The organism is Kaistella montana (assembly GCF_024436175.1).
Taxonomy (GTDB): domain Bacteria; phylum Bacteroidota; class Bacteroidia; order Flavobacteriales; family Weeksellaceae; genus Kaistella; species Kaistella montana.
The window spans coordinates 1,151,048-1,166,735 of sequence record NZ_JANFQP010000001.1; the positions used below are offsets into that span (position 1 = coordinate 1,151,048).

General features: G+C 36.1%; 16 protein-coding genes. 4 read left to right on the plus strand and 12 right to left on the minus strand.

Translation table 11 applies throughout. From position 1 onward, the window contains the following. Positions 1-69 precede the first annotated feature (69 nt). From NOV28_RS05285 to NOV28_RS05310, 6 genes are all read right to left on the minus strand, one after another. Positions 70-1,359, minus strand: coding sequence for a glycosyltransferase family protein (locus NOV28_RS05285; RefSeq protein WP_255928318.1), 1,290 nt, complete (start codon positions 1,357-1,359; stop codon positions 70-72). A 31-nt stretch (positions 1,360-1,390) separates the two neighbouring features. Continuing rightward, positions 1,391-3,952: a YfhO family protein gene (locus tag NOV28_RS05290; protein WP_255928319.1), complete on the minus strand. Its 2,562-nt coding sequence runs from the start codon at positions 3,950-3,952 to the stop codon at positions 1,391-1,393. Positions 3,953-4,009: 57 nt separating this feature from the next. Next, a complete protein-coding gene (locus NOV28_RS05295; protein WP_255928320.1) occupies positions 4,010-4,234 on the minus strand; it encodes a hypothetical protein in 225 nt (74 codons plus the stop codon). A gap of 38 nt (positions 4,235-4,272) precedes the next feature. Then, entirely contained in the window at positions 4,273-5,325 is a 1,053-nt protein-coding gene (locus NOV28_RS05300) for a DUF6263 family protein (RefSeq protein WP_255928321.1), read from the minus strand. Positions 5,326-5,503: 178 nt separating this feature from the next. Continuing rightward, positions 5,504-5,953 carry a copper resistance protein CopD gene (locus tag NOV28_RS05305; RefSeq protein WP_255928322.1) on the minus strand — a complete coding sequence of 150 codons (450 nt, stop codon included), beginning with the start codon at positions 5,951-5,953 and terminating at the stop codon, positions 5,504-5,506. Next, complete coding sequence (locus NOV28_RS05310) at positions 5,953-6,471, minus strand: SRPBCC family protein (protein ID WP_255928323.1); 519 nt, start codon at positions 6,469-6,471, stop codon at positions 5,953-5,955. Before NOV28_RS05310 ends, NOV28_RS05305 begins: the two co-directional genes overlap by 1 nt. A gap of 103 nt (positions 6,472-6,574) precedes the next feature. On the opposite strand from NOV28_RS05310, the gene NOV28_RS05315 reads away from it, so the two are divergent. Beyond that, entirely contained in the window at positions 6,575-8,590 is a 2,016-nt protein-coding gene (locus NOV28_RS05315) for a M3 family metallopeptidase (RefSeq protein WP_255928325.1), read from the plus strand. Between the two features lie 89 nt (positions 8,591-8,679). Beyond that, complete coding sequence (locus NOV28_RS05320) at positions 8,680-9,339, plus strand: SGNH/GDSL hydrolase family protein (protein ID WP_255928327.1); 660 nt, start codon at positions 8,680-8,682, stop codon at positions 9,337-9,339. A gap of 27 nt (positions 9,340-9,366) precedes the next feature. Here NOV28_RS05320 and NOV28_RS05325 read toward each other — a convergent pair whose 3' ends face one another. Continuing rightward, positions 9,367-10,416, minus strand: a complete 1,050-nt coding sequence (locus tag NOV28_RS05325; RefSeq protein ID WP_255928329.1) for a lysylphosphatidylglycerol synthase transmembrane domain-containing protein — start codon at positions 10,414-10,416, stop codon at positions 9,367-9,369. Between the two features lie 26 nt (positions 10,417-10,442). Next, positions 10,443-10,793 carry an aspartate 1-decarboxylase gene (gene panD / locus NOV28_RS05330; protein ID WP_255928331.1) on the minus strand — a complete coding sequence of 117 codons (351 nt, stop codon included), beginning with the start codon at positions 10,791-10,793 and terminating at the stop codon, positions 10,443-10,445. A gap of 397 nt (positions 10,794-11,190) precedes the next feature. Here panD and NOV28_RS05335 point away from each other — a divergent pair, with 397 nt between their 5' ends. Then, positions 11,191-11,481, plus strand: coding sequence for an HU family DNA-binding protein (locus tag NOV28_RS05335; protein ID WP_255928333.1), 291 nt, complete (start codon positions 11,191-11,193; stop codon positions 11,479-11,481). A gap of 71 nt (positions 11,482-11,552) precedes the next feature. On the opposite strand, the gene pdxH is transcribed toward NOV28_RS05335, so the two are convergent. After that, complete coding sequence (gene pdxH, locus NOV28_RS05340) at positions 11,553-12,197, minus strand: pyridoxamine 5'-phosphate oxidase (protein ID WP_255928335.1); 645 nt, start codon at positions 12,195-12,197, stop codon at positions 11,553-11,555. 54 nt (positions 12,198-12,251) lie between these two features. Between pdxH and NOV28_RS05345 the strand changes: the two genes are divergently transcribed. Continuing rightward, a complete protein-coding gene (locus NOV28_RS05345; protein ID WP_255928337.1) occupies positions 12,252-12,800 on the plus strand; it encodes a YqgE/AlgH family protein in 549 nt (182 codons plus the stop codon). 138 nt (positions 12,801-12,938) lie between these two features. Here NOV28_RS05345 and NOV28_RS05350 read toward each other — a convergent pair whose 3' ends face one another. The 3 genes from NOV28_RS05350 to NOV28_RS05360 all read right to left on the minus strand — a co-directional run bounded on the left by NOV28_RS05350 (position 12,939) and on the right by NOV28_RS05360 (position 15,590). Beyond that, on the minus strand, positions 12,939-13,745 hold the full coding sequence (locus NOV28_RS05350; protein ID WP_255928339.1) for an aminotransferase class IV: 807 nt from the start codon (positions 13,743-13,745) through the stop codon (positions 12,939-12,941). 75 nt (positions 13,746-13,820) lie between these two features. Continuing rightward, on the minus strand, positions 13,821-14,207 hold the full coding sequence (locus NOV28_RS05355; protein WP_255928341.1) for an START-like domain-containing protein: 387 nt from the start codon (positions 14,205-14,207) through the stop codon (positions 13,821-13,823). A gap of 207 nt (positions 14,208-14,414) precedes the next feature. Further along, on the minus strand, positions 14,415-15,590 hold the full coding sequence (locus tag NOV28_RS05360; protein WP_255928343.1) for an aspartate aminotransferase family protein: 1,176 nt from the start codon (positions 15,588-15,590) through the stop codon (positions 14,415-14,417). Between the last annotated feature and the right edge of the window lie 98 nt (positions 15,591-15,688).

The window sequence follows — 15,688 nt, forward strand, 5'->3', positions numbered from 1 at the left end:
AAAAAAAATAAATCGGGGAAATTTCTCCGATTTATTTTTTTTTAAACTTACATGAAAATCTATTGAAAACTAAAGAATTTCCGCCAACTTTTTCGTTAAATTCTTTCTCGAAAATTGATCGATATTTTGGGTTTTTGAAGAAAGATTTCCGGATTTCCACTCTTTAAATTTCTCCAAAATAAAAGATTTCACCAGTTCCGAATCATCGTAAGAGAAATGTTTTCCGGCGTTGGTTTCTTCTAAAATTTTCTTCACATCGCTGTCTTTTGGACCGAAGGAAATAATTTGTTTTTTCGTTGCCAAATACTCGAAAATTTTCCCGGGAATAATTCCTTTTGATTTATCTTCAGGGAAATTGGTAATCAATAGCAAGTCCGAATTTTGCATTTCCAAATTCGCTTCCGAATGAGAAAGATAACCGAGATTTCTAACTGAATTTTTCAGCTCCGAATTTTCTATTTTCTCTAAAATTTTATCGTCAGTTCTTCCAACAAATTTCAGTTCAAAATCTTTTCTAAAATCTTTGTTTTCTTTAATTAAATCATTCAAAACCATCCATAACACATCAGGATTTCTCAGTTGTTCTAAAACTCCGATATAACTTAAAGTAAATTTGATAGATGGTTCTAGATTCTCGGTTCTTGGTTCTTGGTTCTCGACATCAAAACCATTGGTAATACAAATCGCATTCGCTCCTTTTTTCTTGAAATTTTCAGCATCGGAATAGCTTGTTGCCAAAGTGACATCCGCATTTTCAAAGACTTCTTGTTCAAGATTTCGGTGCTTTTGATCTGCAGATTTTGTCAGTTTCAAATGTTGGTAATAGGAAATTTCCGTCCATGGATCGCGGAAATCAGCAATCCATTTCAGGTTAGGAAATTCTTTCTTTAAATTCAAACCAATTAAATGCATCGAATGTGGCGGACCCGTCGTAACCAACGCATCAAAATGATTTTCTTTTAAATATTTTCTAAGAAATTTTACCGAAGGATTGACCCAAAAAACCCGCGCATCGGGAATAAAAAAGTTCCCACGAACCCAAATTGAAAGCTTGGATTTCAAACTTTGATTTTCGCCAACATCAAACTGTCCGGCTTTGAATTTTTTGTTGTCTTTTCCGAAGAATTCTGCGATTTGATAAGGTTCCCAGATTTTGGTTTTAATGATTTTTAAATCTTTAGAAACCTCATTTTCCAGCGATTCATCAATAATTGGATAACTTGGATTTTCGGGAATAAAAACGGTAGGTTCCCAACCAAATTCGGGTAAATATTTCACAAATTTCAACCATCGCTGAACACCTGGTCCACCGGAAGGCGGCCAATAATACGAGATGATTAAGATTTTTTTGTTGTTCATTTTTTTTAACGCAAAAGACTGCAAAATTAATTTATGATAAATCACTTGATTTTTCTGTGGACTTACGGTAAAGAAAATAAATTCCTCCCAAACTCAGCAATAAAAACAATCCGAAGCAAATCATGGAAATTAATTTTCCTTTGGCGATAACATCTGGAGCGAAAACCATTTTCACCGTGTGATTTCCCGCAGGAACGTGAACTGCTCTCAACAAATAATCAGCTTTGATGTAAGGAACCTCTTTGTTATCAATCGAAATTTTCCAACCTTTTGGGTAATAAATTTCAGAGAAAACAGCCAGTTGTGGCGTTTTCGATTGGGTTTTAAATTCCAATTCGTTGGCTTGATATTTTGTTAAATTTAGGAAAGCTGTGGAATCGGCTTGCAAAGTTTTTCCTTCGAAATATTTTTTGTCGTTATTCGTAACAATCGCAATTTTCTTCGTATCCACCTCTCCTATTTGCTTGATTTCTTCGTTCGGAGAATCCACAAACTTAACTTCAGAAACAAACCATGCATTTCCGTTGGCATTTGGATTTACAACCGATTCCGGCTTTTCGGTGTCACCAAAAATCATGTATTTAGCGTTGAGCATATTCAGAATTCTCGGAACTTTTACGGTGTCCATTTTCCCGAAATATTCATTGATTAAATCATCATAACGACGCAATTTCACGGCATGATAACCTCCAATAGAAGATTTGAAATAGGAAGTATTCGTCTCGCCGAACGTCCCCAGAACTTGGTTGTAAATTCGATAATGGGTTTTGTCCTTTTCGGCAATGGTTTCTAAGGTTTTGTTCACATTTACATTGGCAAGCAAGGATTGCAGATTCGCATTATCCCCTACTTTCTGCATCAGCAATTCGGAATTTTCAGTTTGAAAAGGATTTTCAGTAAACGTTTTATCGATGAAATTATCGTTGTTTAAATAACGCTTGTTCACGCTCCACAAATCGAATAAACTTACCAAACCGATAACGATAATGGCTACATTCTGACTGATTTTCTGCTTTAAACTCAAGAATAAAACAACGGCTGCAATTCCAACATAAATAATGGCTTTGATGGCATCAATTCTGAACATATTGAACCTTTCATCCACCAAAAAATCCAAAAGATAGGGAGGCAAATATGTTTTTTCAGTCGGCGTATAAAATCCTAAAAGTGACTTCCCGAAAATCAACAAAATGAAAGTAAAGCCCAGAACTGCACCGGTTACATAAGTCAAAATTTTCTTTTTGTAATCGTCTGTCAAAATATTTTCAGTGGAAGTTTCTGTATTTTCATTGGAGTTAAAAAAACGGTATAATCCAAGAATAGCGATTAAAGGAAACAATAATTCAACGACTACCAAAATGGAGCTTGGCGCGCGGAATTTGTTGTAAAAAGGAACATAATCAATGAAGAAATCGGAAAGTGGCATGAAATTGCTTCCCCAAGCTAAAAGAACGGTAAGAATCGATGCTCCTAAAATCCAATAACGGTATTTTTTCCAACCAAAGAAAAAACCAAGAATCGCCAGAAAACAAACAATTGCTCCTTGATAAGCCGGTCCGGAAGTTATCGGTTGCTCGCCCCAATACGTCAACGAACCAAAACCTTTGGAAATTTGATTCATTTCTTCCTGAGATGAAACATTGCTTTGAACCATTTCCTGAACTTTCTGCATCATTTTTTCAGAACCTTCTTCGTTGCTGGATCCGCCCATTAATCGTGGAATAAAGAGGTTTAAAGTTTCCAATTTTCCGTAGCTCCACATCAAAATACTTTCATTATCCATCCCCGATTTTTCGGAAGAATGAATGCCATTGTCTAAAATTTGCTTGCCACGAACGGTTTCTGTGATGTATTCGGAATTGGCCATTATTCGTTGTGAATTCATCCCAACGCCGAGTAAAAAAGCCAAAGCCAAAACACCTGTGGAAATCCCGAAATGCTTCCACTCGGTTTTTCCTTGAACCGCACGGATGAATTCAGACAAGAATAAAAATCCGAGCGCAATAAAAAGATAATATGTCATTTGTGGATGGTTTGCAGCAATTTGCAATCCCATAAACAAAGCCGTTATGATGAAACCGAGAATGTATTTTTTTCGAATATAAACCAGAAGAACTCCCGCCAAAAGAGGTGCAAAATAAGCAACTGTATGGATTTTTCCGTTATGTCCCGCTCCGATCGCGATGTAGAAATAAGTTGAAAGTCCAAAGAAAGTCGCCCCTAAAAGTGCATATTTCCAATTTCTCACCGCCACCATTCCGAGGAGGAAAAACCCAGCAAAAAGCAGGAAAATATAATTCGCCGGTTTGGGCAAAAAGCTCAAAACATCGTCAATATTTTTAATGATATCTCCACGAAACTGCGATCCCATTTGATAAGTTGGCATTCCACCAAACATCGAGTCGCTCCAATAAGTTTCCTCTCCGTTTTGTGCACGGTAATCTAAAAGCTCTTTTGCGCCGCCTTTATATTGAACGATATCGTGCTGAAAAAGCTGTTTCCCTGTCAAAACGGGATTCGCATATACTAGAGCCAAAATAATGAAAGCTACAATGCTCCCGATGATGAAAATGAGTTTTTTATTTTTTGCCATGTCTCGTTTTGATGAATAAAAACCCTTTCAAAATTTTATATTCAAAAGGGTTCAGATTTAATTTTCAGTGTGTTTGTTTTCTTTTATCTCTTCGTAATCTACAGTTTCGGCGTCCCAATGTATTTTGGAATCTACATTTTTGTTGGTCTTCTGTTCAGAAGGATTTTGCCGTTCTTGTGATCTCGGGAATTTATAAAAAGTCGAAAAAAACATTCTTTTTAAAATATTCCAGAGGAAAAAAATAATTATGGTGGTAAGAATTAATTCTAAAAGATATTTCATTTTTTAAAAATAATTAATGATAACTTTTCTGCAACAATTTACTTCGCTGGATTCACAGTAACCGTAGAATTAGAAACACTTTTCATACTTTGAGATTGTTTGCCATCCGAAAGAGTTTCTGTTTGAGTGGTTTTCACTGAAATCGTTTGGTTCTTGATCCAGCCGGTATTTTGATCCAAAGTAATAATTCCGTTTTGCGAAAGTTCAGAACTCATGCTTCTGGTAATTCCTTCTTGTGTTTTTTTGTCAGATTTCTTAGGAATTCCGCCGGCTACAGCAATCGTAGCTACTCCATTATCAACACTTTTCAAGATATAGTTGGTGGTTAATTTTATTTTTCCATCAGGAGTTGCGTTTTCACTTTCGCTCCATTTTTCACCAATTTTAGCACCTTTTGCCGGAATTAAAATTAAGTTTTTAGAAAATTGCTCTTTCAACACTTTTTCATTAAAGCTTTCTTTAAAACTGTTTACAAAAGCTGTTTTCTGTTTTGCATCTTTAATCACACTTCCCATAGAACTCGCCACTTTTGTATAAATCGGGTCAAAACCGGTAATCGAAATTACTTTCCCGTTTTGATCCATTTTAAGGTTCAGTTTATTCCCAACCAAAGCTTTATTCACTTTCCACATCATTTTCAATTGCTCTTCTTTTGGTTCAGCCAATTTGGTGTCCACAATAATTGATTTTCCGTTAGCTGATTGAGAATTTCTTTTTCCTAAAAGATTAATGGTGATATCATAAATTCCGTTCTCGAAATTATTGACTAAAAAAGACATTTCGTCGGTTGTTTCGCTGGTTCCGCTTTGGGTTTTCCCATCCGGAGCAGTCATCGTTTGCACATCTTTTTGATAGGTAACCAATGGATAAGTTTTCCCTTTTTCCAATTGAAAAGATTGCTTATAAACTCCCATCGAATCTTTGATTGCTACGTTTGAAACCGCTTTTTCAGCAGTTGCAGAATCGCTCACCGGAACTTCTACCGTAACGGTTTTTCCGGTTTTAGGATCAACTTTAGTGATGGTTTGAGTTTCTTTTTTACAAGAAATTAAGGCTATTGAAATAAGCGCAATGGCTGTAATTTTTTTCATTAAAATAATTTTCGGATTGATAAATCTGTTGCAACCATCAAAAAGCTTACCTTTTTCTGATCGCACCGACAAATTTAAGGTAATTATTTTAAGAGCATTTGAATCCTCAAGAAAAAATTGAAAAATCAACAAAAAATAGGTAAAAATTAAGCGCTAAAAGTGCAAAACTTTTCATTCATTAAAAAGAAATTCCACCGTATCGCACGAAACTCCCAAGAATAAGCATTAAAACCCCGATGAATGTGACCGAAATGATATGAAAAGCCATTAAAGGAAGTGTTTTCGCGGAAAGTTTTGGAAGGACAAAAAAATTGGCACTTATCGCAAAAATCACCGTTATGAAAAGCAAAATCAGCTTCAAAGAAACCACTGTTTCGATCGGATTTGAAAACCGAAACCACGCCGAAACGCCGATTCCAAATTGGTAAGCCATCCAAACGCCGGTAATTACCATCACCAACAAAGCGGGAATGCCAATTTTCTCAAATTTTCTTTCGAAATTGAGTAAAATTTCGGGATCTTTTTTCTTTAAAACTTCTGGTAAAATACTGGTTGCCAATACCAAATGACCACCAACCCAAATCGCAGCGCCCATTAAATGGAAAATTAAAAGCAAGTGATGTGACATTATTTCTCAGAAATTTCTTTCAACTTCTGCAAACCGTCGCCATAGGATTTATCCATTTGACCGTCCATGAAAAGTTTCATCAGATTCATCGGATAATCCAGCTCACAATCCATATTCCAGGTAACTTTTGTGGCATTTCCTTCAGTTGAAAATAAAAGATCGGAAGTAGCATCACTTTCAAAAGGCTTTTTGAAAAGCATTTTGGTCGCTACTTTTTGGTTTGGAACCAAAGCGGTAATTTCGTGGCAACCTTCGCCAACTTCGTCGTTTCCAACCCAGCAATAGCGATCTCCTGCTTGTCCGGAATTTCCGGTATAAGTCACCTTCAAATTCGGATCCAAATTCATCCACGGATTCCATTGATTAAAGGCTTTCATAGAACTCGCCTGAGCATATACTTTTTCCAAAGGCGCATTGATGACAATCGATTTTTCGTAATGATAAGGTTTTCCGATAACGAACATTGCGATGAGCAAAATAGCCAAAACGGCTAAAACGATTTTAAAGAAAGTTTTCATGGTGAAATAATTAGTTGTTCAATAAAACAAATGTAAAAATTATTTTTGAGTAAATTTGTCTTTTAAAATTCATCGCTTTTATCGGCGATTAAAAACATTTAATATGCAAAATCCCTTATTAAAAAACTTCCAAACTCCATATCAATCAGCTCCTTTTAATGAAATTAAAGAAGAACATTTTCTTCCGGCTTTTCAGGAACTCATCAAAATTTCAGAGAAAGAAATTGATGATCTCGTAAACAATCCTGAAGTTCCGACTTTCGAAAATGTAATTGAAGCGTTGGCTTTTTCGGGAGAAAGACTGGATGTGGTTTCCGGTATTTTCTTCAACCTTAATTCTGCGGAAACCAACGATGAAATCCAGAAAATCGCGCAAGAAGTTTCGTCACTTTTAACGGAATATTCGGCAAAAATTTCACAAAACGAAAAACTTTTTGAGAAAATAAAGAAAGTTTACGACGAAAAAGGAAAATACCGACTCAATGAAGAGCAAGAAATGTTGCTGAACGAAACTTACAAAGGTTTTGTGAGAAGCGGCGCACTTTTGAACGAATCTGACAAAGAAAAATTCAAAAATATCAGCATTGAGTTATCGAAAAAATCACTTCAATTTGGGCAAAATGTTTTAGCGGAAACCAATAATTATTTCAAACACATCACTGATGAAAAGGACCTTGCCGGAATTCCCACACCAATTTTGGAGCAATATCGTGAAGAAGCGAAAGAAAGAAACCTCGAAGGATTCGTAATTACTTTGCAATATCCGAGCTATCTTCCGCTAATGACGTATGCTGAAAATCGAGAATTGAGAAAGGAACTTGCATTAGCTAATGGAAAGAAATCTTTTAATAATAATGAATTCGACAATCAGAATTTAATTAAAGAAATCGTCGCTTTAAAACAAGAAAAAGCCGCGCTTTTGGGCTATAAAAACTACGCAGATTATGTTTTGGAGGAAAGAATGGCGAAATCTCCGGAGAAAGTAACTACTTTTTTGAATGAACTTCTCGAAAAAGCAAAACCATTTGCCGAAAAAGAAATCGAAGAATTGAAATCTTTGGCAAAAGCCGACGGAATCGAAGAAATGGAAAGCTATGATCACGCTTATTACGCCGAAAAACTCCGCAAACAGAAATTCGATATCGATGATGAAGAGTTGAAACCTTATTTTCAATTGGAAAAAGTTCAGGAAGCGGTTTTTGGTTTGGCTTCGAAATTATTTCAACTCGAGTTCAAGGAAACCGATAAAATCCAGAAATACCACGAAGAAGTAAAAACCTATGAAATCTACGAAAACGGTGAGTTCAAAGCACTTCTTTACGCCGATTATTTCCCGAGAAAAGGAAAAAGAGCCGGTGCGTGGATGACAAGTTTTAAAAATCAATTCAAGAAAAATGGTGAAAATTCGAGACCGCATATTTCGGTTGTTTGTAATTTCTCGAAACCAACTTCTGACACGCCGAGTTTGCTTACTTTTCAGGAAGTTACGACGCTTTTCCATGAATTTGGTCACGCTTTGCATGGAGTTTTAGCGGATACAACCTACCCAAATCTTTCGGGAACGTCGGTGAAATGGGATTTTGTGGAACTTCCTTCGCAATTCTTGGAAAACTTCTGCTACGAACCGGAATTCCTTAAAACATTTGCCAAACATTATAAAACCGGCGAAACTTTGCCTGACGAAAAAATAGAAAAAATCGCTGCTTCAAAAAATTTCTTGGAAGGCTATCAAACTTTAAGACAAATCGGTTTCGGGCTTTTGGATATGGCTTATCATACTGAATCTCAAAAAATAGGCGACATCAAAACTTTTGAAGTGGAAGAAACCAAAGCCACCAATTTATATCCAAGCAATCCGGAAACCGTGATGAGCACAAGCTTTTCACATATTTTTCAGGGTGGTTATTCGGCAGGTTATTATTCTTACAAATGGGCCGAAGTTTTGGATGCGGATGCTTTTCAGTACTTCAAAGAAAATGGGATCTTCAATCCAGAAATTGCCACAAAATACAAAGTTTTGCTTTCTTCAGGAGGAACAAAAGATCCTATGGAATTGTATAAAAATTTCAGAGGAAGTGAACCGAAAATTGAAAGTTTGCTAAAAAGAGCATTTGGATAATTGAAAGTTGAGAATTGAACATGAATTGATGATGAAAAACAGAGTTTTCACCAAAACTTATTGCTTATCTTTGAATATAATCTAGTTCCATGAAAAAATCAATTCTCACTTCAGCTTTAACATTAATGTCAACATTATTTTTCGCCCAAGATTTTGCCAATTACGCTAAATATGAAAAAGAAAATGCAATTTTAAAATCTGGAAATATCGCTCCAACTGCTGTTTTTATGGGAGATTCTATTACAGAAGGTTGGTTTTCTAACGATCCTAAATTCTTTACCGATAATCATTTTGTTGGACGAGGAATTTCTGGTCAAACTACTTCACAGATGTTGTTGAGATTCAGAGAAGATGTGATTAATTTAAAACCTAAAAAGGTCATTATTCTTGCAGGAACCAATGATATTGCAGAAAATAACGGCCCTATTTCTTTAGAAAAAGTCTTTGGGAATATCGTTTCTATGGCCGAATTAGCAAAAGCGAATCGAATAAAAGTAGTGATTTGTTCTTTACTTCCAGCGTATGAATTTCCTTGGAGAAAAGGTTTAGAACCTGCTAATAAAGTTATTGCTTTGAATAAAATGCTGAAAGATTTCGCACAAAAAAATCACTTAATATATGTGGATTATCACACTCCGTTGAAAGACAACAAAAACGGATTACCAACAGAAATTGCAGAAGACGGAATTCACCCTACAAAATTGGGTTATGCAAAAATGGAAGAAATTTTAATGAAAGTTTTGAAATAAATTATGCAACAACATTTTTGTTGTTTCTTATTTTAGAATGTTTGATTTTACAGCTTCATTTCTCGATTTCGCCAACATCGGAATTGAAATAATTCCCATAACAACCATGATTACCAATTGCATGGTATGAGAAATGAATGCATAGGAAAGTCCCACTTCTCCACCTTCTTCTGGATTTTTACCCATGGAAAGAAATAACGCCATCACGCCAAGTTTTAGGGCAAAATGAAAAGCGCCGATTCCACCGGAAGCCGGAACCATCATACCCAAAGTTCCCACCACAATGATGAAAAATCCATCAGCAAAAGTGAATCCCGAAGTTTCTGACAAAGCAAAACATACCAAATAAGCTGCGAAATAATAGCATATCCAAATTGCTAGAGAAAGCAAAATAAACTTCAGTTTTTGTTTCAACTTAAAAATAGATGTCAAACCGTGGAAAATCCCTTTCGCAAAATTTACAGCTTTTTGATAAACTGGATATTTTTCAAGATGCTTTCTAAAAGCAAGAAATAAGATTCCTAGACCAATGAAAATTCCCGCTAACAAATAGATCCGATTCCCTGAATCTGTTTTTGGCGCATTGCCATTTTGTGCGGTAACGTATTGATAAAAAGATAAAATTGCGTCGTACTTAAAAATCAAAGTCAAAAGCAAGAAAAAGCCCATACATACGAGATCCACAACTCTTTCCAAAATAATCGTTCCGAAGGATTTATCGACTGGGACTTTTTCAACCCCAAAAAGAGCGGTAGAACGCGCTACTTCACCACTTCTGGGAATGGTAAGGTTCATTAAATACCCAAAAGAAATCGTCCACAAAGCATTTGCGTTGGAGATTTTGTATCCCAAAGGTTCCAAAAGCAGATTCCAGCGAATCGCCCGAAACCAATATGCCAAAATTCCAAAAACAGAAGCAGCAAATACCCAAAAATAATTGGCTTTTGCGAAATATCCTGCAATTTTTTTAAACTCAATGCCTTTAAGAGCCAACCACATAAAAAGCGCTGCAATTGCTATGGAAATAGCAATCGTGATAAAAGATTTAAGTGGATTCGATTTTGTGGTTTCTTCCAAAACTAAGGGGAATTATATAGGGAAAACTAAGTAAGAAGGTTGGTTTTCTCGTCTGGGAAAATGATTTTAGGCTGGAAATCTTTAGCTTCCTCAAACGTCATTTGCGCATAAGAAATGATGATGATAATATCACCTTTCTGTACACGACGCGCAGCAGGGCCATTGAGACAAATCTCTCCAGATTTTCTTTTTCCTTTAATCGCGTAGGTATCAAACCGTTCGCCATTGTTGACATTCACGATGTAAACCCGCTCTCCTACTACGATTCCGGATGCTTCCAAAAGATCTTCATCAATGGTGATGCTTCCTATATAATTAAGATCAGATTCGGTAACCCGAACTCTGTGGATTTTAGATTTAAAAACTTCAATTAACATGGCGCAAATTTAAATATTTAAATCAAAACAAACAGAATTATTTAATTTTTATTAATTGATTTATATTTAAAAAAGAAGGATGAATAATGGCTTGAATTGGCATTTCACACCCATATCGCATTATTATAATCAAATAAGTGAAAAATTGACATTCAATTCAATAATTCGCAATTGTGAAAATCACAAATAAAAAAAGACAAACTATGCACAGACAAAGGGTTTGGCATAATATTAGAACTCGGCAACGCTGATTAATTGCTTATTGTCTTATTTATGAGTTTTTGTTAAATTGAAGATTTTAATCAATTTTTAATTAAATATATCCTAAAAATTTGCACAATTTGAAAATTGTATTATATTTGCTTTAACAATAAAACTAACCTTAATAATAATTATTATGAACAAGTCTGAATTAATCGACGCAATCGCAAAAGATGCAAACATCACAAAAGTAGCTGCTAAAGCTGCATTAGAGTCTTTCATTTCTAACGTAACTTCTACTTTGAAGCAAAAAGACGGAAAAGTTTCTTTAGTTGGATTCGGTACTTTCTCTGTAGCTGAAAGAGCTGCTAGACAAGGTATTAACCCTGCTACTAAAAAACCAATCAAAATCGCTGCTAAAAAAGTTGCTAAATTCAAAGCTGGTGCTGACTTAGCGGATGCTGTAATGGGCGGAAAGAAAAAATAATCATTAGATTATAGAAAAAATTTAAGCCTCATCTGCAGATGAGGCTTTTTTTATTGGAATTATAAAACATTCTAAGGTGCAAGTCGGGAGATTTTCCAGTTATAATCTTCCTGAAGTTCATAAATAATTCGGTCGTGTAAACGGTTTGGTCGCCCTTGCCAGAATTCTATTTCATACGGTTTCGCCAAATATCCACCCCAATTTTCCGGTCTTGGAATTTCTTTATTTTCAAATTCTATTTCTAAATCTCGCAATTTATTTTCCAGAAAATCACGATCCGGAATCACCTGACTTTGCGGAGAAACTACCGCTCCAAGCTGACTTCCCTTTGGTCGCGACTGAAAATATCCGTCACTAAGATTTTCTGGAAGCCTTTCCAAATTCGCTTTAATGATGATTTGCCTTTCCAAAGTAGGCCAAAAGAAGTGCAGACAAGCTTTGTGATTACTCTCAATCGCTTTTCCTTTGCGGCTGTTGTAGTTGGTATAAAAGATAAAACCTTCCCAAGTATAAGATTTCAGCAGCACCATTCTCGTGCGCGGACAGCCATCGTTTTCCAATGTAGAAATTGCCATCGCATTGGCTTCCGAAACATCCGGATTCTCGTTGGCTTCCAAAAACCAGTTCCGGAACTGCTCCATCGGATTTTCTTTTATTTGATTTTCAAGAAGTTGAGATTTTTCGTAGACTTTTCTTTTATCGTGTAAGTTTTCCATTCAGTTTTTTTATTACTTTTGAATATAGGTAGTTTATTTAACTTGGCATTTCAGATGAATTCTTCTTACAAAGGTAAAATTTTAATTTCCACTCCGGATATTTCCAGTGATATCTTTTCACGTTCTGTTGTACTCATCATTGAACACAGTGAAGAAGGCGCTTTCGGATTGATTCTGAATAAAAAAAACACCAACATGAGTGCAAGATTGCGCGTTATTTTTGGATTTCCTGTAGATGTTTATGAAGGGGGTCCTGTAGAAAATGACAAAATTTTCTTTATCAATAAAGGAAAAAAAATCACTGAAAACTTCACCGAAATTGGCGACAATTATTACCTGACGGAAGACGTTGAAAAAGTTGTTTCAGGAATTATTGACGAGAAAATTACCACGGAAGATATCAAAGTTTTTTCCGGATATTCGGGTTGGTCTGCGCAACAATTGGAGCAAGAAGTTCGACAGAAAGTCTGGACTGTGGTTGATGTCTATAATCTAGACTTTACCTTGCCCAACGATCATCATTTATGGAAAAATATCATGCAAAATCTCGGAGGCGAATTTTTGCTTTGGGCCAATACTCCGGAGAATATTTCGATGAATTGAAAGCATTCAGAACTTTAACAAAACTTTAATAATCACAAGGATAATTTTATCCAGAAACATCCGTTTCTTAAACAACTTCAATTAACCAAAACCCGGTAAATGACTTTCTTTAAAGGTTGTTTCCCGGGTTTGTCAATTTTATTGGAAACTGTTTTTCCATTGATTCACCATTTCTTCAAAACGGTTTTTCTCAAATGTTTTATTTCTGATTTTACTAACTGCAAAAATCCCTTTTTCATCAGAAATCATGAGAATTTCTTCTGCTTTTTGAGATTCGAAAGCAATCATCTCGGTCTCTTGAATTTCGGCTAAATTGTTTTTATGAACAAAAGTCACGAAATTTTCCATCAAAGGCGAAATATAAGCGCCTTCCGTTTGCTTTGGAATTTTAATAACATTCGCTTCCAGAAACAATAGATTCCCGAAAATACTTCTTGCAATTCTTTTATTTGGATTCAGCAAAATAAGGTCATCCAAATCGTTTTCTTTGGCATAAATCTCCGCATAGGTATTTTCCGGACAATGTACTCGAATATTGCTGAGAAGATTGATATTCACGTTGATTTCTTTAATCAAATCCATTTCATAATCGCCTTGAATTGCCAAAACATCATTGCGGTTTTCTACTGTTGCATAAAACGAAACTTCAGCTTTCTCCAGGAAGTCCGTGCCGTGGTTCCGGTACATTAAAAGATGAACAACACCATTTGCAATACCTTTATCAATAACATTTGTCTTTAAAAGCTCTTCAAAATAATCGAGGGTAAAAGACAACGGAATTTTCATTCGCATCTTTCGCATCGAAGCCATCAGAAAAAAATAAGATTCCTCGCCAATGATCAGTTGAGAATTGCGTACAAAAAACGAAACTTTCACGGCATCACCAAAAAGAAATGCGCGGTTCAGCGGTTGAAAATTTTCGGAAGTAAAAATGATTGGCTCCAAAACAAATATGAATTTAGATTAAAAAAATAATGAACGAAAGTTCGTTCATCAAATTTATGGGTTGTATAAAAGAAATTAGGAAGCTCCTAATTTTATTTTCAGGTTTTCGATAAGATTTTCCCAGTAAAGTTGGTTTTCATCCTCGTCGCCCGGTTCACAAAAATCGGTGACATTGAGGGACAAATCATCGGTGATATCATCGATTGCAATAGTCATTTCGAAGAAATTTTTGGTTCCTTCGTCTTCTTCCCAACGAAAACGCACGAAACTTTCCGGCTTATAACGAATAAGCGTAGCTTTTTCTTCCGGCCCATTATTCCAGCTGAAGAAAAAATCGTCTCCTTTTTCCACTACCTCATCAGCAAACCATTCAGAAAGTCCTTCTGCACTTGCCATATATTCATATAAAATCTCCGACTGACAGTGCATTGGAAATTCATACTGCACTTTCGTTTTAGCCATATTGTTCCCTATTTTTTAATGTGTCGCAATATATAAATTAATTTCTAATCTTTGCAAAATTATACCCGAAAAATGCGAAATATCATATCGCTACCAATACAAAATCCCGTAGCGCATCTTTCGGCGATACAGGTAGCGATCGACAAGTCGTTTGCTGATGGTGCTTCGGGTGCTATTCTTCCTTATAAATAGCTTATAACGATGCGGTTAGTCCTCTTTTAAAACATCCAGAATGATGTTGCAACCTTCACGGATTTCTTCGAGTGAAATCGTAAGAGGAGGCGAAATTCTCAAGTATTCGTTCCGGTAGAGTTGCCAGAAAACCACAAGCCCTTTCTCCATACAGCGCTTAGCAACTTGAAGGGTATATTCGGGAGAACCGAGATTTACAGCAAGCATTAATCCGCGTCCGTTAATGTTTACAATTTTCGGGTGTACCAGAAGTTCACGGAATAGCTTCTCTTTTTCATCCACTTCGTTCATTAAACCACTTTCCAAGACCTCTTTCAATGTTGCAAAACTCGCTGCCGCAATCAAAGGATTTCCGCCAAAAGTAGTAATATGCCCTAGCTTAGGGGAATGAGACAAGCTTTCCATAATCTTTCTGGAACTCATGAAAGCACCTACTGGAACGCCCCCTCCCATTCCTTTGCCTATGGCAAGAATATCGGGAACAATACCGTAATGTTCGAATGCAAAGAGTTTTCCGGTACGTCCGAACCCGGGTTGTATCTCATCGAGAATAAGCAAAGCGCCCACTTCTTCGCATCGGGCTTTGAGTTTCTTTAAATAATCTTTTTCAGGGAGTAAGAATCCTGCAGCACCTTGTATCGTCTCTAGGATCACACCTGCGGTCTTCTCGGTAATTTTGTCTAAATCTTTTTCATTATTAAACTCTATAAAACTTACCATTGGCAAGAGCGGACGAAATTCCCGCTTGTGATATTCGTTACCGGAAACCGATAAAGCGCCATGAGTATTCCCGTGATAGGAGTTTTTGAAAGAAATAATTTCCTCTCTTCCCGTATATCTTTTAGCCAATTTCAAACTACCATCGATGGCTTCGGCACCGCTGTTTACCAAATAAGTTACCTCCAAAGGTTCCGGGGTTGTCTCAGCAAGCAGTTTGCAGATTGCTACCGGCATTTCCTGTGCATACTCTCCGTAAACCATTACGTGCAGGTATTTTTCAGCTTGAGTCTTTATGGCTTCTACAATTTTCGGATGCGAATGGCCCAAAGTATTGGCAGAAACTCCGGCAACGAAATCGAGATATCTTCTGCCGTCTTTGCCATAAATATAGCTTCCTTCAGCTTTTTCTACTTCGAAGCCTGCAGCGAATTGAGTGGTTTGTGCTTGGTATTTAAAGAAATCGGTTTGCATAAAAATAATGTGAAAGATTTTAAATTCGTCAAAGTTCGGTAAAAATTTTTGCTTGCTTTAAATCTTCAAGCAAAAAAATGAATCCATAAGTGATTTGT